At 43.5% G+C, this 26,045-nt stretch carries 26 protein-coding genes; 10 read left to right on the forward strand and 16 right to left on the reverse strand.

The genetic code is table 11. The features are described from left to right. Positions 1 to 103: 103 nt before the first annotated feature. A complete protein-coding gene (locus tag CHU92_RS13715) occupies positions 104 to 2,080 on the reverse strand; it encodes an alpha-ketoacid dehydrogenase subunit alpha/beta (protein ID WP_094415345.1) in 1,977 nt (658 codons plus the stop codon). Positions 2,081 to 2,228: 148 nt separating this feature from the next. On the opposite strand from CHU92_RS13715, the gene CHU92_RS13720 reads away from it, so the two are divergent. From CHU92_RS13720 to CHU92_RS13755, 8 genes are all read left to right on the forward strand, one after another. Then, the gene (locus CHU92_RS13720) at positions 2,229 to 2,729 is read left to right on the forward strand and encodes a hypothetical protein (protein WP_094415343.1); all 501 of its coding nucleotides are present in this window, start codon (positions 2,229 to 2,231) and stop codon (positions 2,727 to 2,729) included. 42 nt (positions 2,730 to 2,771) lie between these two features. Continuing rightward, on the forward strand, positions 2,772 to 3,080 hold the full coding sequence (locus CHU92_RS13725; protein WP_129583060.1) for a hypothetical protein: 309 nt from the start codon (positions 2,772 to 2,774) through the stop codon (positions 3,078 to 3,080). A 48-nt stretch (positions 3,081 to 3,128) separates the two neighbouring features. Then, on the forward strand, positions 3,129 to 3,701 hold the full coding sequence (locus tag CHU92_RS13730) for a hypothetical protein (RefSeq protein ID WP_094415339.1): 573 nt from the start codon (positions 3,129 to 3,131) through the stop codon (positions 3,699 to 3,701). Between the two features lie 38 nt (positions 3,702 to 3,739). Further along, positions 3,740 to 4,303, forward strand: a complete 564-nt coding sequence (locus tag CHU92_RS13735; RefSeq protein WP_094415337.1) for a dihydrofolate reductase family protein — start codon at positions 3,740 to 3,742, stop codon at positions 4,301 to 4,303. A gap of 343 nt (positions 4,304 to 4,646) precedes the next feature. After that, positions 4,647 to 5,252, forward strand: a complete 606-nt coding sequence (locus CHU92_RS13740; RefSeq protein ID WP_094415335.1) for a TetR/AcrR family transcriptional regulator — start codon at positions 4,647 to 4,649, stop codon at positions 5,250 to 5,252. Between the two features lie 51 nt (positions 5,253 to 5,303). Continuing rightward, a complete protein-coding gene (locus CHU92_RS13745) occupies positions 5,304 to 6,671 on the forward strand; it encodes a TolC family protein (RefSeq protein ID WP_094415333.1) in 1,368 nt (455 codons plus the stop codon). Continuing rightward, entirely contained in the window at positions 6,671 to 7,720 is a 1,050-nt protein-coding gene (locus tag CHU92_RS13750; protein WP_094415331.1) for an efflux RND transporter periplasmic adaptor subunit, read from the forward strand. Before CHU92_RS13745 ends, CHU92_RS13750 begins: the two co-directional genes overlap by 1 nt. A gap of 2 nt (positions 7,721 to 7,722) precedes the next feature. After that, a complete protein-coding gene (locus CHU92_RS13755; protein WP_094415329.1) occupies positions 7,723 to 10,776 on the forward strand; it encodes an efflux RND transporter permease subunit in 3,054 nt (1,017 codons plus the stop codon). A 249-nt stretch (positions 10,777 to 11,025) separates the two neighbouring features. Here CHU92_RS13755 and CHU92_RS13760 read toward each other — a convergent pair whose 3' ends face one another. From CHU92_RS13760 to CHU92_RS13825, 14 genes are all read right to left on the reverse strand, one after another. Then, a complete protein-coding gene (locus tag CHU92_RS13760) occupies positions 11,026 to 11,553 on the reverse strand; it encodes a DUF1003 domain-containing protein (RefSeq protein WP_094416539.1) in 528 nt (175 codons plus the stop codon). A 318-nt stretch (positions 11,554 to 11,871) separates the two neighbouring features. Next, on the reverse strand, positions 11,872 to 12,495 hold the full coding sequence (locus tag CHU92_RS13765) for a DUF523 domain-containing protein (RefSeq protein ID WP_094416541.1): 624 nt from the start codon (positions 12,493 to 12,495) through the stop codon (positions 11,872 to 11,874). A gap of 90 nt (positions 12,496 to 12,585) precedes the next feature. Next, the gene (locus CHU92_RS13770) at positions 12,586 to 12,999 is read right to left on the reverse strand and encodes a hypothetical protein (RefSeq protein ID WP_094416543.1); all 414 of its coding nucleotides are present in this window, start codon (positions 12,997 to 12,999) and stop codon (positions 12,586 to 12,588) included. Between the two features lie 67 nt (positions 13,000 to 13,066). Beyond that, a complete protein-coding gene (locus CHU92_RS13775) occupies positions 13,067 to 13,447 on the reverse strand; it encodes a DUF6713 family protein (protein ID WP_094416545.1) in 381 nt (126 codons plus the stop codon). A 112-nt stretch (positions 13,448 to 13,559) separates the two neighbouring features. Beyond that, a complete protein-coding gene (locus CHU92_RS13780; protein WP_094416546.1) occupies positions 13,560 to 14,213 on the reverse strand; it encodes an NADPH-dependent F420 reductase in 654 nt (217 codons plus the stop codon). 19 nt (positions 14,214 to 14,232) lie between these two features. After that, positions 14,233 to 15,246 carry an aldo/keto reductase gene (locus CHU92_RS13785; RefSeq protein WP_094416548.1) on the reverse strand — a complete coding sequence of 338 codons (1,014 nt, stop codon included), beginning with the start codon at positions 15,244 to 15,246 and terminating at the stop codon, positions 14,233 to 14,235. A 101-nt stretch (positions 15,247 to 15,347) separates the two neighbouring features. Then, positions 15,348 to 16,079 carry an SDR family oxidoreductase gene (locus tag CHU92_RS13790; RefSeq protein WP_094416550.1) on the reverse strand — a complete coding sequence of 244 codons (732 nt, stop codon included), beginning with the start codon at positions 16,077 to 16,079 and terminating at the stop codon, positions 15,348 to 15,350. 86 nt (positions 16,080 to 16,165) lie between these two features. Further along, positions 16,166 to 17,122 (reverse strand): helix-turn-helix domain-containing protein, encoded by a 957-nt coding sequence (locus CHU92_RS13795; protein WP_094416552.1) that lies wholly within the window; start codon positions 17,120 to 17,122, stop codon positions 16,166 to 16,168. A gap of 210 nt (positions 17,123 to 17,332) precedes the next feature. Further along, complete coding sequence (locus tag CHU92_RS13800) at positions 17,333 to 17,989, reverse strand: RBBP9/YdeN family alpha/beta hydrolase (RefSeq protein WP_094416554.1); 657 nt, start codon at positions 17,987 to 17,989, stop codon at positions 17,333 to 17,335. A 44-nt stretch (positions 17,990 to 18,033) separates the two neighbouring features. Then, entirely contained in the window at positions 18,034 to 18,414 is a 381-nt protein-coding gene (locus CHU92_RS13805; protein WP_094416556.1) for a helix-turn-helix domain-containing protein, read from the reverse strand. A 38-nt stretch (positions 18,415 to 18,452) separates the two neighbouring features. Further along, positions 18,453 to 19,082 (reverse strand): NAD(P)-dependent oxidoreductase, encoded by a 630-nt coding sequence (locus CHU92_RS13810; protein WP_094416558.1) that lies wholly within the window; start codon positions 19,080 to 19,082, stop codon positions 18,453 to 18,455. Between the two features lie 135 nt (positions 19,083 to 19,217). Next, positions 19,218 to 20,681, reverse strand: a complete 1,464-nt coding sequence (locus CHU92_RS13815) for an AAA family ATPase (protein ID WP_094416560.1) — start codon at positions 20,679 to 20,681, stop codon at positions 19,218 to 19,220. Between the two features lie 26 nt (positions 20,682 to 20,707). Then, positions 20,708 to 21,826 carry a vWA domain-containing protein gene (locus tag CHU92_RS13820; RefSeq protein ID WP_094416562.1) on the reverse strand — a complete coding sequence of 373 codons (1,119 nt, stop codon included), beginning with the start codon at positions 21,824 to 21,826 and terminating at the stop codon, positions 20,708 to 20,710. 70 nt (positions 21,827 to 21,896) lie between these two features. After that, entirely contained in the window at positions 21,897 to 23,498 is a 1,602-nt protein-coding gene (locus CHU92_RS13825) for a Na+/H+ antiporter (RefSeq protein WP_094416564.1), read from the reverse strand. Positions 23,499 to 23,808: 310 nt separating this feature from the next. Between CHU92_RS13825 and CHU92_RS13830 the strand changes: the two genes are divergently transcribed. Further along, positions 23,809 to 24,345, forward strand: a complete 537-nt coding sequence (locus tag CHU92_RS13830; RefSeq protein ID WP_129583097.1) for an acid shock protein — start codon at positions 23,809 to 23,811, stop codon at positions 24,343 to 24,345. Between the two features lie 94 nt (positions 24,346 to 24,439). Here the strand turns inward: CHU92_RS13830 and CHU92_RS13835 are convergent, their stop codons facing one another. After that, a complete protein-coding gene (locus tag CHU92_RS13835) occupies positions 24,440 to 24,790 on the reverse strand; it encodes a 4Fe-4S dicluster domain-containing protein (protein ID WP_094416568.1) in 351 nt (116 codons plus the stop codon). Between the two features lie 140 nt (positions 24,791 to 24,930). Between CHU92_RS13835 and CHU92_RS13840 the strand changes: the two genes are divergently transcribed. Next, the gene (locus tag CHU92_RS13840) at positions 24,931 to 25,989 is read left to right on the forward strand and encodes an acyl-CoA reductase (protein ID WP_094416640.1); all 1,059 of its coding nucleotides are present in this window, start codon (positions 24,931 to 24,933) and stop codon (positions 25,987 to 25,989) included. Positions 25,990 to 26,045 lie beyond the last annotated feature (56 nt).

Genomic DNA, 26,045 nt, shown 5'->3' on the forward strand with positions numbered 1-26,045 from the left:
CGCCGCAAAAGCGGGCGGCGGGGAGGATGCCGCTCCCATCAGGGCTATGCATCCACATAAGGGCATGCAAGCCGTCTTTAGCGCGTTTTTTCTGTTAAAATTACTAATAAGCCATCAATTCTGCCAGTGCGGTTTCAAAGCGTTGTTTGGGCAGGTACTGGTCTTCCAGGGCTTTAGTGAACGGTATAGCGCTCTCCAGGCTGCCTACACGCTTTACCGGGGCGTCAAGGTACTCAAAGCACTCTTCCATGATCATTGCCGAGATATCGCTGGCCACACCGCCAAACAATGTATCTTCCTGAAGGATAATCACTTTACCTGTTTTTTTCACTGATTTAAATATAGCTTCCGTATCAAGCGGCTGTAGTGTGCGAAGGTCAACAAGGTCGGCCTTTATGTCCGGATTTTTGTCTAAAGTTTCAAGCGCCCAGTGTACTCCCGCGCCAAACGAAATTATGGTAACATCCTCACCTTCTTTTAGTAACGATGCCTTACCGAAAGGCAAAGTGTAATAATCTTTCGGCACATCCTGGTATATGCTACGGTATAAAGCCTTGTGCTCAAAGAACATTACCGGGTTAGGATCGTTTATTGCCGTAGCAAGCAAACCTTTGGCATCATAGGGGAATGCCGGGTAAACTACTTTAAGCCCCGGTGTTTTGGTAAACCACGCCTCGTTCGTCTGTGAGTGGAAAGGCCCCGCCTGTACCCCTGCCCCGCAAGGCATACGCACTACAACATCAGCCTTTTCCTGCCAGCGGTAGTGCACTTTGGCAAGGTAATTTACTATAGGGTTAAACCCGGTGGAAACGAAATCGGCGAACTGCATTTCAATAACTGATTTGTAGCCGTTTATAGATAATCCCATGCCTGTGGAAACAATAGCCGACTCACAAATTGGGGTGTTGCGCACGCGGCCTTTACCGAACTCTTTCACAAAGCCCTCGGTAATCTTGAAAGCCCCGCCATATTCGGCAATGTCCTGCCCCATGATTACGAGGTTCTCATGGCGCTCCATACTTTGCCTTAACCCCTGTGATATCGCATCAATCATCCGTATATTTTCAGCTTCTGATGAAGCTTTAACTTCCTCAAATTGATAGGGTTTGTAAACATCATTTAATTCTTCGCTTAGACTGGCAACAATAGCCGGTTCAGCCGAAGCCTGCTGGTAATGCTCGTCTATTTCTTTCTTCAGTTCGGAACGCATTGCATCATCCTGCTCATCGGTCAGCACGCCTTCTGCCTTTAGGTAGTTGCGGTAATTATCTACCGGGTCTTTTATCGCCCACATATCCATAAGCTCCTGCGGAACGTATTTAGTGCCGCTCGCCTCCTCATGCCCACGCATCCTGAAGGTCTTGAACTCCAGCAGCACCGGGCGTGGGTTCTGGCGCATAGAAGCAACAATGTCGCTTAACTGTGTGTATACTTCAAGTATGTTATTACCATCTATTATGTGCGATTCCATGCCGTAGCCAATGCCTTTGTCGGCCAGGTTTTCGCAGCGGTATTGCTCGTTGGTAGGGGTACTAAGCCCGTAGCCGTTGTTCTCGATGATAAAAAGCACCGGGAGGTCCCACACGGCGGCAATGTTCAGCGCTTCGTGGAAATCGCCCTCGCTCGTAGCGCCCTCACCGGTAAATACAGCGGTAACTTTACCGTTGTTGCTCAGCGTGTTAGCCAGCGCAATACCATCAGCAACGCCCAGCTGCGGCCCTAGGTGCGATATCATGCCTATGATCTTAAACTCCTGTGTACCAAAGTGGAAAGAACGGTCGCGGCCCTTGGTAAAGCCGTTGGCCTTGCCCTGCCATTGCGAGAACAGGCGGTACAGCGGAATGTCGCGCCCGGTAAAAACGCCCAGGTTGCGGTGCATGGGCAGGATGTACTCATCTTTGTCTAAAACGGCGGTAACACCCACAGCAATAGCCTCTTGCCCTATGCCGGAAAACCACTTTGACACCTTACCCTGACGGATGAGGATAAGCATCTTCTCCTCTATGAGGCGTGGTTTTATTAATTTCGTATATAAATCAAGTAATTGTTCGTTGGTTAATTGTTTTCTGTCGAAATTCATGTTTGTTATTGAATTATCGTTATTTTTTTGTGCACCCCAAAAGTAAGAAAATAACAGGAGCTGGAGGAAATGTGATGAAAATATTTTGTTTGAAAAAATTTTTGTAAGGGGATTTTTCGTAGGTTTATCATTCTACCTTATACATTTAATGAATAACAAATTTGATCTCATCGAACTACAGCACTTTTTAACATTATTAAAGAATGCAAAAGAAAGTCAGTCAATTGAAAGTTATATCTACATAAAGAATATTTTAAACACAATTGAGTTTCCAATACCGTGTGTAATTTTTCCTAAAGGCACTAAGTTAGTACGAACACGAGTCCATCGAGATAATGAAGATTTTTTTAGTTCCGTTGGTGAATTATCATATAGAAAAGACATACAGAACATTAAATTTTTTGGAAGAGCTAATGAACCAGGTCAATCAACTTTCTATTGTGCAAATGATGATTCAATTTCTATCCCTGAAACAAGCGAAATAATCCGTCAAAATATAGACAAGGAATATGAATATCTTACAACAGGGCTATGGATTGCTAAAGAAAATCTTCTATGCGTTAGCCTGCTTACTAATGATGACATAAAAGACCAGCATAAAGAATTAGAGGAAATAAGTAAAAGTTTTTCAAATTTAGCTAAAGAATAAAATGATGAAAATTCCCGAGTTGTACAAGAGATGATTCAATTTTTGTCTAAAGAGTTTTCAACAGAAGCAAGAGGTGATTCAAAACATTACAAAATAACTACTGCATTCACTAATTATGTATTTGACACTATTGAGCAGGCTGATGCGATCATATATCCGAGCACAGTAAACAAATTAAAAGGGTTTAATTTTGTATTACCACCATATATAGCAGATCAAAAGTTACAATTTATTGCTGCAAATAGACGTAAAATGAGTAGAATTAGTACTACTAATTATGTAGAAACAGAATTTATTGAGTCAGTATCTGTTGAAGGAGATATAATCGTGTGGCCTTTAAATAACATTTAAATGTCTTTACTAACTTTATGTTATTTATAAATTTAAAAAAACTGTATTATGTATGATGAAATAGTTAAAGAGTTTAGAGAAAGAAAAAGAAACTTTTCTGAACTGCATATATCTCATTGTCTTGCTCAGGATAATCTTGTCGGAGCGATAAAAGTCGCAGCTAAGGCTATTGATAAAAAAGGTAAGATTAATAGTCATCAAAGACGTGTTGGAAGAGAGAATCTAGACAAATTTGCTTCTGGATTAGTTGTCGAAAAATCTAAAATAGAGAAAGCTAAATCTTTCGATGATTTATTATCTGTAATAGAAAGTATTGACTCAGAACGTATTGGAGTACTCACTAAATATGATACTGCATTACGAATTGGTGCTTTTCGTAAATTATATCCCGACAAGGTTTATTTACATGCTGGAACTAAAATTGGAGTGAGATATTTGTTGGGTAAGGCTGCCGTTAAAGGAAGAAAATGTATATCTATTAATCAGTTACCTCCAGAACTATTAGAATTTGATTTAACTGCTTCAGAGTTAGAAGACCTTTTTTGCCATTATAAAACAGCGTTTAAAGATGGTTGTTTTACTGCCAAAGATTCAAAAGGAAATTCTTTTTCTTCTTGTTAATCAAGCTAAATAACCAACATAAAATTTACTAAAACCCAATGCCAAAAATAATCGCCGCATTCAACATGACACTTGATGGTAACTGTGACCATACCGCAGGCATACCTGATGCCGAAGTACACGATTATTACACACAGTTGTTGAATGAGTCGGGTGCAATACTGTACGGCAGGACAACCTATGAACTTATGCAATACTGGCGGCCCATGATAAATAATCCTACAGGTGAAAAATCTATGGACGATTTTGCCAGGGCTATAGACAGGATACCTAAGATCATCTTTTCAAGCACGCTAACGGAAACAGGCTGGGACAGTGCAACACTGGCAACCAAACCGCTTGAACAAGTAGTAGCAGAACTCAAACAGCAACCGGGCAGGGATGTTTTGGTCGGCAGCAGGAGCCTTATTATACAATTAGCCAACCTGAACCTGGTCGATGAATACCAGCTTTGCATTTTTCCTGTTATTGCTGGGCCAGGGCTGCAATTGTTTGACAACATAAATGACAGGACAGTATTAAATCTTATCAAAACTAAGACGTTTGATGGTGGATCGGTGCTGCATTACTATAAACCAGCTTCATCAGGCTCAAATAATTAAGCTGCTACCTGCCAACAACTTCCTCCCATTCAAAAAAAAATCATTATAAGTGCATTTACTGCCTTAAGGTTATAAACAATTAACTAAATTAAATCTACGCAACTCAAATGTCCCAGCTTAACCCACCACAAATGAAAAATCTGCTTTTGTTTTTTTTCTGGCCCCTGGCTTTATTTTTCTCTGAGGGAATTATTTCAATAACCACAACAGGGAGCCAAAATAAAGAATCGCTGTCAGTAATAATAAATGATTCTTCATTTATGACAAGGATTTAAAAAATTACCTTTATAAAAAAACCGTAAAAATTTTTGTTTATGTTAACAGTGTTAACTAAATTTGCGGCATGGGTATTAAAGAAAGAAAACATAAAGCAAAGGAAGACCTTCGGAAAGCCATTCTTAATGCCGCCAGGGAAATATTCCTGGAAAAGGGCTATGACAACATGTCTATCCGGAATATAGCCGACCGCATTGAGTATAGCCCAACAACCCTTTACATATATTTTAAAGATAAGGGCGAAATATTTTTCGCGCTGCATAATGAAGGGTTCCAGTTGTTGAATCAAAAAATGGCTGTCCTGGCTGCCGTCGCGGATCCCATGGAGCGATTAAAGGCTATGGGTAAAATATACATGGCTTTCGCAATGGACAACCCAGATTATTATGACCTCATGTTTGTACAGAGGGCACCCCTGAACTGCATAGAGCAGGAAGGCTGGAGTGAAGGACATACCTCATTTAAATTCCTTGAGGCAACTGTAGCAGAATGCATGAAAACCGGGACACTAAAAAAGGATGACCCGGAGGTGGTTGCCTTTGTAATCTGGTCTTTCATGCACGGCATGTGTACCCTCAACAACAGGGACAGGTGCATGATATTTGATGAGGACAGGCGTACACACATCTTATCGACATCATATGAATCATTCTTAAAGATTATTGAACTTTAATGTTTTTTTTCTTTATAAATTAACACTGTAAACTAAATTAATAACGTAAATATGTCTATACCATTAACCCGCAGCATAGCATGTATATTGCTGTTCCTCTGCCCCGGGCTTTTATTGGCGCAGGAGCCATTGGACAATTATATTGAACAGGGGCTGAAGAACAATACTGTTGTCCGGCAAAAAAACATCGCGCTGCAAACCGCGCTTGCCGCATTAAAGGAGGCAAAAGGATATTTCCTGCCTGATGTATCATTTAGTACCAGTTACCAAAGCGGCGAAGGTGGCCGATATTTTAATTTCCCGGTAGGAGACCTTGTGAACCCTGTATATGCCACCCTGAACCAGCTTACCGGATCCGGCAACTTTCCCCAACTTGAAAACATACGGTCTTACCTGAACCCGAATAATTATTATGACGCGCATGTACGCACAAGTGTGCCCATAGTAAATACGGATGTATATTACAATTACAGGATAAAGCAACAGCAGGCAGCCCTTCCGGAACATGAACTTGCTATATATAAGCGTGAACTTGTAGCCGGCATACGCAACGCCTATTATAATTACCTGATGATGCTCGAAAATATAGCTATCTATGAAAACGCACTGGCGCTGGTGAACCAAAACCTTAAAGTGAACGAATCACTGTACAGGAACGGCAAAGGGCTACAGGCCAATATAAAAAGGGCAGAATCTGAAATAGCAGGCTTAAATGCGCAGCTGCTTCAGGCGAAAAATGAACTTGATAATGCCCGGCGGTATTTTAATTTTCTGATTAACCAGAACCTTAATGCTCCGGTAGAAACCGTACCAGGAAATAATGCCGACCCTGAAAAGTATGCGGCTTTAATTAATATAAAGAACACACGCGAAGAATTACAACAGCTTGACCAGGCCCTTGAGATCAACAAAACAGCGCTGAAAATGGACCGTAGCTTCTGGATTCCTAAGATAAGTGCTTTCCTTGACTTGGGTTCTCAGGGAATTGATTGGGAATATAACGGCTATTCCAGGTATTATTTCGCAGGCATCCAGATGGATATAAAATTGTTCAAAGGCCAGGCCAATACACATAAGGCGCAACAGCGCAAACTGGATATACAGAAACTGGAGCTTGATAAAGAAAATATTACCCGCCAGCTTGATATGGCTTCTCAAAACGCACTCTCCAATTACTACTCCTCAAAAGCACAGCTTGAAGCTGCATCAGCAAATATCAAAGCTTCCGAAAGTTATTTCAGGGTCATAGAATCCGGGTACCGGCAGGGCGCTAATACGCTTATAGAATATATTGATGCCCGTAACCAGCTTACGCAATCGCAACTTTCCGGTAACATTGCCCGATACAGGGTACTTGCTGCGCTAACCGATATTGAACGTCAGAACGCAACCTATAAAATCAATCAAACCAATCAATAATGAAAACACTATATTTAAAATCTGCCATACTGGTTATAGCAGCTACACTATTGCCGGCATCATGCGGTAAGGATAAAGAACCGGAAAATAAAACTACTGAAACCATATCGGTAAAGACGGAACCCCTGGCAATGCAAACACTGGATAAAGAAATCATAGTATCAGGCCAATTTTCCACCGATGACGAAGTTGATCTGTCTTTCAAAACCGGTGGGCTCATCAAAAACATATATGTTAAAGAAGGCGATTATGTACAAAAAGGACAGGTGCTTGCCGAACTGGACCTTACCGAAATCGGATCAGGCACAGCACAAAGCCGGCTCGCCATAGAAAAAGCAACACGTGATTATAACAGGGTAATGGCGCTGTACAAAGACAGCGTAGCAACACTTGAACAGCTTCAAAATGCCAAAACACTTTTAAATATAGCCCAGGAACAAAACCAGGCGGCAAATTTCAACTATAAATATTCTAAAATCTACGCGCCAAAAAATGGATATGTCCTTAGGAAAACCGCTAATGCGGGACAACTGGTTAATCCCGGTGATCCAGTCATAAGGGTTAATGGCGCCGGGCAGGCTTCATGGATATTAAAGGCCGGTATCAGTGACCGCGACTGGGCAGCCGTTGCTGTCGGCGATAAAGCAACCCTGTCGTCAGAAACACTTGCGGGCAAAAACATCGGCGGGACAATTGTACGCAAATCACAGGGTATTGACCCTTACAGCAGTACTTTCTTTGTTGAAATAGGCATTGACAATAAAGTGAGCGGCCTGGCATCAGGCATGTTTGGATCAGCACGTATAGCAGCTTCCAACAAAACTAAAGCGTTTGTTGTGCCTTATGAGGCGCTAATGGATGCTAATGCCAAAACAGGATTTGTTTTTGTGACTAATGACGGCAAAACCGCAATAAAAGTACCGGTAGTTATTGACAGGATTACTAATGAAAAAGTAATCATTGCTTCCGGCCTCGAAGGATATAAATACCTTATTGTCACCGGCAATGCCTACCTTACTGATAAATCATCTATAAAAGTTATACAATAGCTATGAAAATATCTGAATATGCAGTAAGGAACTACCAGTTTACCCTGGTAATGTTCATCATGGCTATAGCCCTTGGTATCACAACATTACTGACCATGGGCAGGAGCGAAGACCCGTTGCTGAGCAGCCCAAATTTCACCGTAGTCGCTATATATCCGGGAGCATCGCCTGAAGATATAGAAGAGCTTATAGTGAAGCCTGCCGAGAAAAAAATCTACGCGCTTGAAAACATCAAAAGGATAAAAACCAATATACAGGATGGCGTAGCTATTTTTAATGTTGAATATAAATATAACAGCGATGTTGATGAGAAATACCAGGAGATAGTCCGCGAAGTAAACGCATTGAGGGAACAATTGCCACAGGATGTAAAAAGCCTGTATGTAGAAAAACAGATACCATCTGACGTAAATATAATACAGGCATCGCTTGTAAGTGAAAATGCCCCGGCTGACAAGATAAGGTGGTATGCTGAAAACCTTCAGGAAGAACTCGAAAAAGTTACCGAACTAAAGAATGTAGAGGTGCACGGCCTTGCCGAACCTATTGTAAGGGTTGACCTGAAGCTTGATAAAATTGCAAGGATGAATCTTCCGCTAAATGCAATAACCGGGAGCATACAAAGTGAAATTGCTAATATACCGGGGGGTAGTGTAGATGCGGGAAAACGGTCTTTCAACATTAAAACCAGCGGGAATTACAACTCACTGGACGAAATTGAAAATACAGTTGTTTATGCCGCTAATGATAAAAATATACTGCTCAGGGATATTGCGTCTGTACAAAATGATTATGATGAAACCAAACATATTGTCCGCTTAAATGGGCACCGTGCCGCATTAGTAACCGCCGCACTGAAAGAAGGTTTTAATATTTCTGAAATCCAGGATAAATATTTGCCTGTTATTGAAACGTTCAGGAAGACGTTGCCCCACAACATTGACCTGGTGCACAATTTTGACCAGGCTGACAATGTCAATAAGAGGCTCGAAGGCCTGGGGGTAGATTTTATAATAGCTATCCTCCTGGTGTCTATAACACTGTTGCCGCTGGGTTTAAGAGCCTCTATAATTGTTATGATATCCATCCCACTTTCCCTGGCTATTGGCTTAGTGTTGCTTAATTATTTAGGATATAATATTAACCAGCTGAGTATTGTAGGCCTGGTGGTGGCGCTGGGGCTGCTGGTTGATGACAGTATTGTGGTAGTAGAAAATATAGAACGCTGGATGCGTGAAGGGCACTCAAGGCTCGAGGCTACCCTTATGGGTACAAAGCAGATAGGTATATCTATTGTAGGGTGTACGGTGACCCTTATCATTGCATTCCTACCACTGGTTTTCCTTCCTGAGGCATCGGGCGATTTCATACGGGGGCTTCCTATGGCTGTTATTATGAGCGTTTTGTCATCAATGGTCGTGTCGCTCACCATTATCCCGTTTCTATCCAGCAGGATATTAAAGCAGCACGGGCCTGATTATAAAGGCAATATATTTCTGCGGGTACTCCAAAAAGGGATTCACGGTACCTATGCAAGGCTCCTTGACAAAGCCCTTGAACACCCCTGGAAAACAACGCTTGTGGCACTTGTCATATTCATCGGTTCATTGATGATGATCCCTGCCGTGGGTTTCAGCCTCTTCCCTGCTTCAGAAAAACCGCAGTTCCTGGTAAATATCTTGGCGCCGCTGCAAACCAATATAAAAGAAACCGACAGGATAACATTTGTAGTAGAAAAAGAACTTTCAAAAATTAATGATATTAAATATTATACTTCAAATGTAGGAAGGGGGAATCCACGTGTGTATTACAATGTGATACCTGCCAAAGATACGCCTGATTTTGCCCAGATATTTATACAAATGGATGAAGAAACCACTTCTGAGCGAAAATATGAAGTGATGGAATTGCTGCGGAAAAAATTCACCGGGATTCCTGATGCAAAAATCGAAGTCAAGAATTTTGAGCAGGGACCGCCTATTGTAGCGCCTGTAGAAGTCAGGCTATACGGTGAAAACCTCGATACGCTGAGGCTGCTGTCGGCAAGGGCCGAACGACTGCTCAAGGGTACATCCGGTACTATATATGTTACAAACCCTGTATCCAACCTGAAGGCCGATATAAGGATTAATATAAATAAGGATAAAGCCAGGATGCTCGGGATAAACACTGTAGACATAGACCGTACGGTACGGCTTGCCATTGCCGGCCTTAACCTGGGGAGTTTTACGGATAAAAATGACGATGAACGCAATATCATACTCACAGCGCCAAAGCTGGAAAAACCTACACTGTCTTCCCTTGACAAGGTTTATGTAAATAATAATAAAGGTACAGCTATACCCCTAAGCAGCATTGCAACAGTAGAAATGGAAAGCTCCCCTCTGTTCATAAATCATTACAATAAAATACGCACAGTTTCTGTATCGGCCTTTGTTGATAAAGACCATCTTGTTGACAATGTGATAACCGAGGTTATGGATAAGATGGATAAACTTCAGATGCCGAAAGGTTACAGCTACCAGATGGGCGGTGAATATGAAGCCAAAAAAGAATCTTTTGGCGGGTTTGAATCAGTTATAATTGTTACTGTTTTTCTGTTCATTGCTATTTTAATCTTACTTTTCAAAACTTTCAAAAGCACACTTATTGTGCTGTCCGTGATACCTTTAGGTATTGTTGGTGCAATTATTGCTTTATGGCTTACAGGCAATACGCTGTCATTTGTGGCGACCATCGGCCTAATAGCGCTTGCGGGGGTTGAAGTAAAAAATTCAATATTGTTTGTAGATTTCACCAACCAACTGAGGCAACAAGGGCACAGTGTGGAAGAGGCAATCCGAGAAGGTGGCGAAGTAAGGTTCCTCCCTATAATCCTTACATCACTCACTGCCATAGGAGGGCTGCTGCCCATAGCGCTAAGTACAAACCCGCTGATATCGCCACTGGCAATTGTGATGATTGGAGGCCTTATCAGCTCCACGCTGCTGTCGCGGGTAGTTACACCGGTGGTGTACAAACTAATACCTCCTAAAATAGACATGGATAAAAAATAATGCGTTGGAACCGGGAAGTTATACTGAAGCTGGCTGGCACTGCTTTTTTGGTTTAGCCCTGATGGGAGCGGCATCCTCCCCGCCGCCCGCTTTTGCGGCGGGGAGATAGAGCGGACAGCAGGACGTGGCTTCCAGAAGGGCGGTAGATGGCTGCTCCTGAAAAATTCTGTGAAAGCTAACTGTGCAGCAGGTAAAGTACAAAAGTTGGTACGGCGGTAAGTGTTTGACGGTTCGGGAATTGTTACAGAATCAGGACGGGCTGTTTTGCCTGTCCTTTTGTTCCATGGCATCCATTACCTTTTCGGGGTCAATGTTTTTAGTGATTTCTTCAAGGCCAACATCGTCAGGAAGTTCAACCTCAGCCTTTTTGGCTATTGCCTCCACCATGGTTATCAGCCTGGTAAGCTCATGCTCGGTAAGCAGGGTGATCTGCAGTGTCAGTTCATCCCGCTTATCACTCTGGGCATTCATACGGTTCTGGCTGATAAGTACAAATGTTGAGAGGAAAATGGCTTCAACAGAGGCAAACATGGCCAGTATAACAAAAGAAGGGTCAAAAGGCTCTAAGCCTATACCGCCGGCATTCCACAATATCCATGTGCCAAACAAGATAAGGTGTATGTACACAAATGCCATACTGCCCGTAAAATGTGTTATAGCATCGGCTATCTTTTCCTGCAGGGCACGCTTTGCTTCCTCTTCCCTGCGCCTTTTTAGCAATGTTTTGATATTGCGCTCCACCACGCGCGCCATACCGCTATGTGTTGTATTGTCCATACTATAATGTATTTACTATTTAAAAGTAGTTTAGCTTTGTCAACAATGTTTATACTGTACCTACGGGGCTGCACTGCCTCCTCCCCATAGCCCCGACGGAAGCGGCATCCTCCCCGCCGCCGGCTTTTGCGGCGGGGAGATACAGCGAACGGCGGGACCGGCGTATCCAAGAAGTGTGCTAAGCCTGCCGCTCCTGATGATAAACTATAAGCATACTGCAGGCTAAAGATACTGTAGTGGAAAAAAACGGAACGGGGTTTGGGGAATGTTTAACGTACACGGACGATTGTAGTTTGCTTATCCGTGTAATCCCGAACCTCAGCCTTTTTTGAAATACTCTTTATACCAAGGGATTTCGTGGTGGTCTGTTTTAGAAAGATCAGCCTGGTGTGCCGGATCTATTTTTGAATATACGATTTCGAGTGAGGCGTAATCCCTCTGGCTTATCACCTTAAACCCGTGCCGGATTAGCTGGGCAGCGGCTACACCCGCGCCAATCTGGTAAATCTTGTTTTGGGAAAACCTGTTACCGCTGTAAATGACCTGGCTGCCGCAAGCGGCGCTAATATCCATCAATACGGCAAGCTCAATAGCCTCCTGCCTGGCTATTTCGAGCATTTTTTCTGATGCCCTTATAATGCCTGCTGTCCAGTCTTTGCCGCTTTCTGTGAGCAGGCGTGCTTTGCCGTCAAGGACATCAAACCCTGTACCGCCGTGAATATCGCACATTTCCCTGGGTGAGCCGAAAGAAAATTCTTCGGGACAGAAAGTAACTACTCTTACAGTGTCGTATTGCAACAGCTTCAATGCGGCAGGATATTCCCCATTGGCTGTACCGTCCCACCCACAGGTTATTCCGGATAAACAGGCGCTCATGAGTACTCGGAGCGGATGCTCTTTATCGGGCTTCCTCAGCTGTTTTAAATAATCCCTGTCTGTCATAAATAATCTGTATTAATAAAATTTATATAAAAGTTCAAGCCAAGACCAAAAGCCTGCCTGCCTTTTAGCTTGGGTGTCCGGATTTGCCTGTTAATTTTTTCCTTTTTTATAAGCCGGGGGCGATACGGTCCAGATGCACTGGAAAATCATGGCGCCTATGATGGTCCACAGGATATCGTTCCAGTCAAATTTCAGTTTGCCAGTAAATTGCAACAACTCCCATGACACCAGCCCTGCCACCGAAAATACGTTGGCTGTAATGTGCTTTTTTTCGTTTAGCCATTTATTGGTATTTTTTGTGCTGAAGACCTGCGGGATGAGCATGACAAACAACGCCGGCAATCCAATACCCGGAAAAAAATTTGGGGCAACTCCCAAAAAATATGTGATTATCCTATTGCCGCCGGAGTAATTGGGCCTGATATTGTCCTGCACCTGCTGGAAGGCGACAAAGCAAAGCGCGAACAGTGCAAACCAATACCAAGAAGTTTTTAATTTATTCATTTTTTTTAACAAATGTTTTAGTGTTAATGTAGGATAAAGTTAAACACAACTTATTTATACGGAAATATTACGTGACTAACCCGAGCAGGCCGCATAACCCGGCGCCAAGGATAATCGTCCAGGAAATCCAGTCTTTAAACTCATTGTTTTTGTGTTTGAGGTATAAGAGGTGAAGCCCGGCATGCACTATCATAAAAATACTGAACCCGCGGATAAACCTACTCAAATAAGGGCTATAGGCGAGCTGCCAGTATATAAACCAGAATATGGGGATGTGCGCAAACAGGAAAATGATGTACCCTAACCTGTCGCTCAGCAGTGAGAGCCCCGGAAAGATACGCCACTCCCTGCAACGGATAGCGTCCATTTCGTGGATGGACAGGAGTGAAAGCCCTATATAAAAGAAAATGTGCCCCATAGTATTGACTGTTATATACTGATGTTGCATCAGCGGAGGGGGTGATAAATGACTAAATTTTTTTTACAAATATAACAAAAAGGCCGGCGGAAGTACCTGTCAAAGTACTCCCGCCGGCATAGATTTACCTAATAAGGAATGCTTACCCTACAATTTTTATGTTGAAAGCACCATTATTAGTAGCCCCGTAAATGCTGAGCCATAAGGGCAGGTACATTTCTGTGCCACGGGATTTGGTAATATCGCCCAGGTCGAGTATATTGTTACCTGACCACCCAAATGATTTCAGGATTTCTTTTACCTCTTCTTTGGCCGTAGCGTCGTTGCCGCAGATAAACGTGCTGTGGTCGCCGCCATTTATCATAGATGGGTTTACCATGATCCCGCACCAGATGGTGTTGAGTGCTTTAACAACCTTTGCCTTTGGGAAAGCGTGCTGGATTTCTTCACCCAGCGATGTGGTATTGCACACGGTGAGGGTTGGCGGCATCCCGTTTGAAAAATCGAGCGGATTGGCAATATCAACGATGATTTTTCCCTTGAGATTTTCCTCACCTGCCATTTTTAATGCTTCTACTGACCCTACCCCTGCCGTGCAGTTGAATATAATTTCACCAAATGCGGCTGCTTCGGCAAAAGTCCCTGTGCCCGCCTTACCCTCATGCTTAGCGGCAAAAGCAAGCGCTTTTTCGTTGCCTGATGCCCGTGAACCCATCATAACCGAGTGGCCTACTTCTAATAATTTTGAACCGATGGTATCGCCTACCATTCCTGTTCCGAATACTGCTATTTTCATTATTTACTATTTTAAGATGTTATACGATAATTGTTCCCTTCGTGCCTCCGTACACTACTTTTTTTACTTCCTCACTTTCGAGGAAATCATGAGGGAATCCCATGTCTGTTGTGCTTATTTTATCTAATGCTGCTATTGCATGATCGGGTAGCGTAAGGGAAGTAGCGCCAAGGCTATCAATAATTTGTTCCACCCTGCGGCCGCCCACAATTGGTATGGAGTTGAAACCTTTTTGCATCACCCATTTTAAAGCTACCTGTGCGGGTGTTACTCCCATTTCTTCGGCTATAGTGACAACTTCAGCCGCAATGGCTGTACTGCGCTGGTTCCGCCTTGCGCTGGCTTCGGCAATCCTGCCTGTATGGCCTTTAAGATATTTTCCTGTAAGTGCTCCACCGGCCAATGGTGCCCATGGGGTAAGGGCCAGGCCCATTTCTTTAGCCATTGGGATTAAATCGCGTTCGGGTGTGCGCTGAAGCAGGCTGTATTCTACCTGCAGACCTACAAAAGAACTCCAGCCTCTAAATTCCGCAATAGTATTGGCCCTTGAAACTATCCATGCCGGCGTATCGGAAACCCCGATATAGTGTACCTTACCGGAACGTACCAAATCATCCAGGCCACGGAGCACTTCCTCCACCGGTGTCAAGAAATCCCATGCATGTACCCATAGCAAATCTATATAATCAGTGTTCAGCCTCTTTAGGCTTTGCTCTACCGACCGCATCATGTTTTTGCGATGGTTGCCGGAATAGTTTACGTCGCCCATTTTGTCAAATAAGGTATATTTTGTAGCCAGTACAAAGTGATCCCTTTCTTTGCGGATAAACTCTCCCACAAACTTTTCGCTTGTACCCTCGGTATAACGGTTGGCGGTGTCAATAAAATTACCCCCTGCCCCGGCATACGCGTCGAATATTTTCCGGCTTTCATCTTTATCTGCACCCCAGCCCCATTCTGTGCCAAAGGTCATAGTACCCAACGCGAGTTCAGATACCCTGAGACCGCTGTTGCCTAATAATTTATATTTCATGATAATTTAATTATTGTTATACTATAAGGTTAATTTACTAAGGTAACATTTACAAGGCTTATGGGCTGTGTCATCTGCCTGAAGCCCTTATGCCCGCCGTTTTACCAGGGAATTATCCCCAGATCGTCCACAAAAGCCCCATTAGTGGTATCTTCTTTGGCCAGGGAAGCCATTTTTACAATGATGGAAGCACCCTGCGCTACTGTACGCGGCGCGTGCTCAGTACCCATATCGGTCCTGACCCAGCCCGGGCAAATGCTGTTAATTTTCACATCTGTTCCGGCCAGTTGTTTGGCTACCTGCACCGTTACCATATTTAAAGCTGCTTTTGAAGAAGCGTAGGCAATTGCCCTCATACTATAAAAAGGCGATGCAGGATCAGACTGGTCAGTAATAGAGCCGGCTGTTGAAGCTACATTCACAATATTGGCATAAGGGGCTTTTTTAAGCAGGGGCAGTAAATGCTTAATGGTGAGTATGGCGCCAAATACATTCGTCTGAAAAGTAGCGGCCAATACTTCCTGCGGCACCACCGTAACATCAAATAAGCCCTGAAAATATTCCGGGAATACGCCGGCATTATTTACCAGAATATCCAGCTTTCCATATTCTTCCCTTATTTGTCTGGCGGCTGCAATAATGCTTTCTTCGCGGGTAACGTCCAGGTGAATAAATCCTGCCTCTACCCCAATTGCCCGGAGAGACCCAGACGCTTTTTCACCTTTTTCTGTATTCCTGGCGCCTATTAAAATTTTTACCCCATGCTGCCCAAGCTGGCGGGCAACTTCCAAACCTATGCCTTTATTAGCCCCGGTGATTAATGCTACCTTCATTTTGTACTGACTGATTAAAATTACAATACAAAGGTGCCCAGAATTGTTGGTTGGAAAATGGTCAATAACTTGGTTGTAATGGTACATTATTTTTGTACCTCCAGCTTCCTGTATTCGAGCGGGGTATGGCCGGTATGCTTCTTAAAGAATTTGCCAAAATTGGCAGGGTCGGAAAAATTGAGCTGGTAGGCAATTTCGGCAATATCGTAATGGGTGAAGCGGATTAGGGATTTTGCTTCTGATAGTATCCGGCCGCTGATGTAATGTAATGCATTTTTGCCGGATGCGGATTTTACAGACTGGGAAAGATGATTAGGAGATACATTTAATAAAACTGCATATTCTTCTATAGTACGTTTTTCAATGTAAAAATTATTAACCAGCTGAATGAATTTCTGGAGCAAAATCTGCTGTGGTGTTGTAAACCCTTCTTCCCATTGCTTAAAGGCTGTTGTGTATTCTTTCAGCTGGTAGAGCAGCGCAAGGAACTTTATGGCAGCAATGGTGTGCCGGCTGTCACCAGAGTTTTCGTAAGCGGAAAATACTTCTTCAAAAAGAGGGGCAAATTGGCTAAATTTTGCTTCATTGAGTTTAAAAAAATTCGTTTGCAGGATACTGAAGAACGGGAATTCATTATCAAAATCAGGTTTAAAGAAGGACAAACACTCTTTTTTAAAATATATAACATACCCACTGGCCGAACTGTCCCTGTAGAAACTATACAGCAGCCCGGGGGATTGGAAAACCAGGAAGGAATTGAGCCGGGTAACATTCGTGTTATCAAAAGTTATCTTTGAATTCCCTGCATTCGATACCAGGGAAATAAAATAAAAGCCCTTTCGGAATGGCGGCTTGAAATTGCTTATGGACAGGTCATTGTCTTTTAACCTCAGGCAGAAGAAATCAGGGTTGGCAGTTTCATGGCGGGATGATATTGATTTGAGGAAATCATTGATTTCCCTGTAGTACGGGATGTAGTGCTTGAGTTCTGTTTCCGGTTTTATTTCGTTGTTGCTCATCGCTGAGGGACTTTCTTTAGCCATGCTTTTTGTGTTCCGGCCATAGCGGGCGGCCGGTAATTTTTTTAAAGGTAAATATTATTATGAAAATATAAAATTAGCTCTGATACGTAATCCACGTTTTGAATCAACACTATAAACTTACCCGGCGGAAGTCCCTAAAAAAAGCATAAAACCGGCAGCAGTACTAATGATGTACTCCTGCCGGCTTTTATAGCAGTAAACCGCATTACTTTATTGTGTTAGGGCGCTCCGGATTTCTTCCAGCACTTCCGGTAATGATGTTACATTATCAAAAGGCGCAAAATGCCCGCCTTCGGGTAAGATAACCAATTTGGCCTTTACATTTTCCAGGAATATCTGCCCGTGTTTCATGGGATCCGGTGCCAATACGCGGTCCTGCATCGTCATGATTACCACTATTTTCTCTGCCCTGGATTTAATTGTATTAAAATCAAAAGGTGTGGCAAAAAAAGAGTTTAACTGTTCATAGCCCAGGTTAAAAGCAGGCGGTGCGACCAGGATTACCAGCGGGAATTTTTTTGTGTTACCGGCACTTTCCAGATAGCGAAGGATATTTACACATCCAATGCTATGCCCAATCAGGATTGTTTTTTCAGGAGATTTGTCTGCCAGGGGCTTCAGCACATTTTGCCAGCCCTTTAAATCAGGCTCAGGGAAGTTGGGGATTAGAACTTCACAATTTTGTTTTTTAAGGTTGTCGGCAATATACGGGTACCAAGCTGTGGATGAATCGGCCGGATACGCGTGCGCGATAATAACTCTGTAGTCCATACTGTTCTTAGTGGTGTTTTTTTTACGTTGGGAATAGCCTGTTGCAGATACAAAGCAAAACAGGGCAGTGATAGCAATAATACGTAGGTTTCTCATACCACAAAAATAAACAGCAGCCGTTTCTGAAGAATGGTGAAGGTTTAAGTTTTTTTCTTAAAGGCGGAAGGCGGCTGCCCGGTAGCTTTTTTAAAAAATTTTGAGAAGTTGGAAGCATCAAATGTGAGCCTGGACGCTATTTCACTTACGGTAAGTTGGCCGGACAACAGCATTTTTTTTGATACGGCAATCAATGCCTCTTTGTAAAGTTCACAGGGAGTCTGCCCGGTAACTGTTTTTATGGTACTGGTTAGATGGACAGGATGGACACATAATACAGAGGCAAAATTTTCAATCGTATACTTGTCGTTAACATAACCGTTTTCCAGGTCAGCCATATGCAGGCTTAGCTCATGAAGGAATTTAGTTGCGATTTCCTTCTTCCTTTGTGAAATATTATTTGTTTTTGTATTATGGCTTTTCATCCGGTAAAGATAGCAAAAACTGGAAAGAGTGGTAATGCTCAGGATACAAAAGGCGCCTTATTGAGCCATTCGTCGCTTTCCACCTGGCGGAGTAAAAAATCTGCAATATCCGCCCTGCTTACCCAAAGCTTCCTGGGGCGGTATAAATTTGCCTGGTACTTACCGGTGAGTGCATCCCCAAAAAGCCGGGTAGGCCGTGCAAGTACCCACGCTATTGTGTGCTGGCCGGAAAGGATTTTTACTTCTTCTCTTTTATCATTTACGGCATCTTCCCTGAAAATTTTTAGTATTTTACCCACTAATACTGCCACAAACGGTTTTTTGTCCCCGGGCAGAGTGACTGCCGCGCCGGATGATATGCCAATATACCTTGCCACTCCGGCTTTTTCCATAGCTGTTAAAATGTCTGGAAGAAGGCCGGACGGCTTGGGGCCCGATTTGAGGTTGGCATAACCAAGCCCGCTAAGGACGGCCCTGGCGCCGGCAAACGCCCGAACCATGCTGTCCCTATCGGTAAGTTCACCCCGTATTACAGTAATTGCCGGGGCAACATCCTTCAGTTTAGAAGGATTCCTCACATAAGCTGTTACCTCATAGCCAAACGCAGCCGCCTGTCTTAATAAGTGCAGCCCGGTTTTTCCTGTCGCCCCTATTACAACTATTTTCATGCTTAAAGGTTTAAATTACTTATAAAAGTATAGCTAAAATTTGAAGCCCATTACAATATCAATGCAATTTACAATCAATCCTGAGTATACTGGCAGTGCCTTAAAATACAGGATAACAGAAAAGAATATTATACCTTACAATTTACTGAGATAGCTTCCAAAAGGATCCCTGAACTGGTAGCCTTCGGTAAAGCGGTATTTGCTGAGCTTCTTGTTTTCGGCAAGGCCCCATAGTATAAACTCTTTCATAAAGTACTGGTCTTCTTTAGGCACACCCGGCTGGTATTTAAGCAACAGCTGCTTTAGCGGTATGATGGCATCAAGCTGTTTCCTGTATTCCTCATCGGTGGCATCATCGGTTATCTCAAGGCCGCTTTCATTAAAAAACCAGTCTACTATTTCCTGGTAAGGCCCTTTTTCATTTTGGCGTTCCAGTTTTTCAATCTTAGGGAAATACTCGGTAAACAGCCTGTTTACAGCACTGCTTATCAGGTGCTCGGCAACGGCAGCGGCACCTTCCTGCTCACCCTCATACACCAGTTCAATTTTTCCGGTTATGGCGGGTATTACACCCATAAAGTCCGAAAGCCTTACTGTTGTTTTTTCAGCCCCGGTACGCAGGGCTCTCCGTTCAGCGGTGCTTAACAGGTTCTCAAAAGCTGTTATGCTCATCCTGGCGCTGACACCGCTTTTATAATCGATAAATTCGCTTTCGCGTGCTTCAAAGCCTATCTGCTCCAGCAGGTCCCTGGCCAGGTCAGGCACATAAATGCCTTCGCTCTGGCGTACATCAAGATTTGCTTCCTGCTCAGTAATAGTACGGGCAATTTTTATGGTTTCCGGATAGTGTGTCAGTATCTGTGATCCAATCCTGTCTTTAAGCGGGGTTACAATGCTGCCGCGGTTGGTATAATCTTCAGGGTTGGCAGTAAATACAAACTGCAAATCGAGCGGCAGGCGAAGTTTAAACCCGCGTATCTGTATGTCACCTTCCTGCAGTATGTTGAATAGCGCTACCTGTATGCGTGCCTGCAGGTCGGGCAGCTCATTGATTACAAAGATACAGCGGTTGGCGCGGGGTATCATGCCAAAGTGCACTACCCTGTCATCAGCATATGATAATTTAAGGTTAGCCGCCTTAATAGGGTCTATATCGCCAATAAGGTCGGCTACGGTAACATCGGGTGTAGCAAGCTTTTCATAAAAACGTTCGCTCCTGTGCAGCCAGCTTATGGGTGTATCATCACCTTTTTCGGCTAAAAGCTCTTTTGCATAGCGTGATATGGGACGAAATGGGTCATCATTGATTTCGGAGCCACCCACAAAAGGTATCCACTCATCAAGCAGGTTTACCATAAGCCTTGCCAGCCTTGTCTTAGCCTGCCCCCGCAATCCTAAAAGGTTAATGTTGTGGCGCGACAGTATGGCGCGTTCCAGTTCGGGTATCACCGTATTTTCAAAGCCCCACACCCCCGGAAAAGCGGTTTCGCCTTTTTTTATTTTTTCGCGCAGGTTATCACGAAGCTCATCTTTTATGCTTTTATACCCGTAGCCTGCCTGCTTTAACTCACCCAGTGTTTTTATATTCGGTATTTCCATGTGTTTATTATCTATAATCAGTTACTCTATTTAATTCTTTTCTTCCTGTTGGTTTCATAATCTTCAAAAATCATTTCGCCCAGTCCTTTAAGCCCTGTATAAAATGCCTTGCCCTGGTTAGCTTCTGTAAAATGGTTGACAAACTGCCGGAGGTAAGGGTCATTGGCAATCATAAACGTAGTGATGGGTATATGCACTTTCCTGGCCTGCCGTGCCATAGCATAGCATTTTTCAACGATATAGTCATCAAGGCCGAAACTGTTCATGTAGTAGGTGCCGTCCTGCTCGCGTATACAGCTTGGTTTGCCATCGGTTATCATGAAGATCTGCTTGTTGGTGTTCCTTTTGCGCCTTAAAATATCCATAGCCAGCTGCAGGCCTGCAACCGTATTGGTGTGGTAAGGGCCTACCTGCAGGTAAGGCAGGTCTTTTATAGAAACAGGCCAGGCATCGTTGCCGAAAACAAGTATATCAAGCGTGTCTTTTGGGTAGCGGGTAGTTATAAGTTCAGCCAGCGCCATAGCCACTTTTTTCGCAGGAGTAATACGGTCCTCGCCATACAATATCATACTGTGGCTGATATCAATCATAAGTACGGTGCTCATTTGTGCCTTATGCTGTGAGTCTTCCACCACAAGGTCGTCCTCTGTAAGCCGGAAATCACCCGTGCCATGATTTATCTGTGCGTTTTTAAGGCTCTCGGTGAGTGCTATTTTATCAAGCCCGTCACCAAAACGGTATTCGCGGAATTCACCTGTATGCTCATCCCCTACGCCCGACTGCTTGGTGCGGTGGTTGCCTGCTCCGCTTTTTTTCAGGTTGCCGAATATCTGGTTAAGTGCCTGCTGCCGTATGGAACGCTCAGTTTTAGCGGTTATCCTGAGCCCTCCCGAACCGTCTTCACGGGTTTCGTCTTTAATGTATCCCTTTTTTTTAAGGTCTTCGATAAAGTCGTCAAGAGTGTAATTTTCATCTGTAAGTTTATACTCCTCGTCCAGTTGCCTCAGCCAGTCCAGCGCTTCATCAAGATCACCTGAGGTATGCGTGATAAGCTCGGTAAAAATTTCAAAAAGCTTATCAAAAGGTGATACGTCAGGAGCCTGGTAGCTGCGGAATATAAATCCTTTTCTCTTATTTATTTCCATAACCCTAAATTACCAAATATGCCGTTTAGCAAACGTTAAAAACGTGATTAATTTCAAAATTTGTGTAAAATTACCCCTCATACATATCCATCATAAGACGTGTTTCCTCCAGGTCAAGTTCACGCTCGATCTTACGGAGTACTTCTTCATTGGCGCTGCCTTTCCTGTGCATCTCATCGATCTTTTTCCTCTCTACGCTGATAAGGTCTATCTGCAGTTGGGTAAACTCATTGAAAATATTCACCTCAAGCGGTTGCCCGTTGCTGAAATAGTTGGCAGGGAGCTCGGTTTTCTGCAGGCGGTTGAATTTGACTTCATACTTGCTTTTTATATTCCTCAGCAGGTCGTCGTGAAGCAGGGACAGGTTTTCCTCAATATATTCTATGGTTTGGGAAACCACCTGGTTGCGTACCTGGTATTCTTCAGCATAAATGGAATAAGGCTCCATTTTCATTTTCTTTATTATCCACGGCAGGGTAAGCCCCAGCAGTACCAGTGTGGAGAGGATAACACAAAAGGTAAGGTAGATAATCAGGTTACGCCCAGGAAAGGCCGAGCCGTCTTTAAGGGTTAGCGGCAGTGCAAGTGCGGCAGCCATTGATACCACTCCCCGCATACCTGCCCATCCGAAAACAACAAGGTTGCGCTTGTCAAAAGGTTCATTAGCGCGTATCTTTTTGCTTAGCATCCTCGGGATCATGGCAGCAGGCACTACCCAGATAAACCGGACTATAATCACAACAAAGCTTATGGCGACACCCCACCAGATAAGCGAACTTACAGGGTACTGGCTTATGCCATGCATGACACCGCGCAGTTGCAACCCCAATAATATAAAGATTAGGCCATTGAGGATATATACCACAACATCCCATACGGCAGAGGCCATAATCCGGCTCTGGTGGGTAAATATCTGCCCTGCCCTGAATGACAGGTACAGGCCTGTGGAAACCACTGCCAGGACACCGGAAAAATGAAAATGTTCGGCAGTAAGGTAGGCTGCAAACGGCGTAAGGAATGTAAGGGTAGTTTCAACAACAGGGTCGCAAACAAATTTCTTATGCACCAGGTACATTATGTACCCCAGCGCCAGGCCTATAGCCACCCCTGCCGAAGCTACGACCAGGAAGTTAAAGCCGGCCTCCCATACTATAAAATTGCCTGCCGTAACCGCCGTGAGGGCATATTTATAAGCTACAAGGCCGCTGGCGTCATTAACAAGGCTTTCACCTTCAAGAATGGTAATAATGCGCGGATGCAGGCCTAACCCTTTGGTTATAGATGTAGCGGCAACGGCATCGGGTGGCGATACAATAGCCCCGAGCAGGAAGGCAAGCGGCCAGCCCATATCATCAATAAGGTAATGTGCGGCAACAGCTACCGAAACTGTGGTAAAAAGCACCAGCCCTATGGCAGCAAGGCTTATCGGGCGAAGCGACGTTTTAAAATCGTGCCAGCTGGTGTTCCAGGCGGCATAGTAGAGCAACGGCGGGAGGAATATGATAAAAACAATACCGGGATTAAGCGCTATAACGGGCAATCCGGGGACTACGCTTACCACAACGCCGCAAAGCACCAGTACAATGGGAAAAGGAAAATTGAACCTTTTGCTCAGTAAGCCTAAAAATGACATACCAAACAGCAGCATGATTATGATTGTAATATTTTCCATGATAACTTAAAAAAATCGAGTACCAATTTATTAAAAGTAGTACGAATATTACTTTAGCGGGTATTAAATAATTTGTGCTGCTATGGTTTCTGAATAATTGTCAATACGTTACTTGTTATTTTAACTTAGAGATATTTTTAAGCTCTGGCTGGTAAATTTTAATGTGTATATAAAAAAATTGAAACTTCGGTTACAGGCCATAATCATATTTTTATTTTTTAAATTTTTTACCAATACTTTATGGTTTTATAAAAATAGCTTTAACACGTCAGGATTATCTTTGCCGTATACAATAATACCCATAGAAACCATGAAGAAGCTATTAATGATAATTACAGCCCTGGCAATGGGATTACCGCTGTGCGCGCAGGTAAAACCTAATGTGACCAAGGAGAGTACAACTGTGACCACGAAAGTGAATGACGGCACGCGCGAAAGGAAAGTAGTAAAAACCGCGAATAAGGCTACGCAACAGGAAATTGAGCTGCAAAATGCAGAATCAAAAACACTGAACAAAAACATTAAGCCAACGCCGGTGCAGGTAACCTCATCAACAACCTTATCTGGCGACGGCATACCTACCCAGGAAACAGACCGCTCAAGCTATTATACCATGGACGGGCAGCGCTACCAGTTTTCCACTGACAGGGCCGGTTACAGGGTATCAACAGACAATAACCAGAACTATGGTGTTTTAAGGAAGACATCAAACAATAACTATATATACCGCAGCGGCACTACTACCTCCTATGGCTATTTTGACGGTAACGGTAATTTTATAGTAGAAACCTATGATGATAAAACTGACGGTGTATCGGTGCAGACCTTTACACGGGTAAGGGAATAAATAATTTGGAGTTAAGTTAAGTTAAGTTAAGTTAAGTTGCTATGAAAAGTAGAAAATCCTGAAGTGTTATGCTCCAGGATTTTTAGTTATGCTTTTATTCATTGTGCAGGAACGCCTGCCTGTTTAGTAATGTTTCCTCGCTTTCCACATGGTCTTCGTCAGGCACGCAGCAGTCCACCGGGCACACGGCAGCACACTGCGGCTCTTCATGAAATCCCTTACATTCAGTACACTTACCCGGTACTATATAATAAATATCATCTGACAGTGGGGTGCGTGGCGCATCGGCATCCACTTCTTCACCTGACGGCAGCACTACCCTGCCCCGCAGTTTGGTACCATCTTTATAGCGCCAGTCATCAGCTCCTTCATAAATAGCTGTGTTAGGGCATTCCGGCTCACATGCGCCACAATTTATACATTCGTCTGTTATCTTGATAGCCATAGCTTACTTTTTATATTTTAACTGTAAATTTGCAGCAAAATTACATCCAAAACTGTTTATATACAAACTATAATAACACAACATTAGGTGTATTTGGCATTATACAAACGTTAAATGCAGGTGCCCTTCATCTTTATACCATGACATTAGCCGAAAGAAAATCAGCATTTATAGCATTAGGTACTTTCCTTGGGCAGTTTGCACCCGGAAACAGCCACAAAAAACAAGATGTGCCACATAACGACCTTTTTTTTGATGAGATGCTGGCCCTTATTGCACTGTCGCAGTCACATAACCGCTGGTTTACAGAAGAGCAGGTATATTTTGCGCTGCAGCAGTGGTCAAAAGCACTCACCTCACAAAACCTTGATATATGGCTGGCAGCTTACGATTTAAATAATATAGAGCCTAAAACCGTGGGCCTGGTGCTGGCGGGCAACATATCGATGGTGGGTTTTCATGATTTTCTTTCAGTAATCATAAGCGGGCATAAGGCCCTGGTGAAAACGTCTTCTAACGACCAGAAGCTCCTGCCCTTCCTTGCAAAATATATTATCGCGGCTGAACCGCGCCTCAGGGACTACATTACATTTACTGAGGGAAAGCTTGAAGGTTTTGATGCCGTTATAGCTACGGGAAGCAATAATACGGCACGCTATTTTGAATATTATTTTAAGGATAAGCCGTCCATCATCAGGAAAAACAGGAACTCGATAGCAGTACTTAACGGAAAAGAAACGAAAGAAGAACTGGCTGCCCTGGGTGAAGATATATTCCGCTATTTTGGGCTGGGATGCCGCAATGTGTCGAAACTGTTTGTGCCTTCCGGCTATGACTTTAAGCCGTTCTTTGAGGCTATGTATGGATACAGGGATATTATACAGTACGAAAAATACGCCAATAATTATGACTATAACAAGGCGGTATTCCTGATGAGCAACTTCAGCATACTGGACAACGGGTTTATGACCATAAAAGAGGACACAGGATATGCCTCCCCCATTTCGAGCGTGTTTTACGAATATTATGACAGCCTTGAGGTACTGAAACAGCGGCTTGAGGCAGAGCATGAGCAGATACAGTGCATTGTAAGCAACAGCCTCATGCCGGGCACTGTGCCTTTTGGTAAAACCCAGCAGCCGGAACTATGGGATTATGCTGACAACATTGATACTATTGCATTTTTAGCAAAAATATAGCCGAATAATTACAGAGTTTTTCTGCGATAATTTGTACAGAATGTAAGAAATTTGCA

Origin of the sequence: Flavobacterium cyanobacteriorum, assembly GCF_002251835.1 — a bacterium.
Taxonomy (GTDB): Bacteria; Bacteroidota; Bacteroidia; order Flavobacteriales; family Flavobacteriaceae; genus Flavobacterium; species Flavobacterium cyanobacteriorum.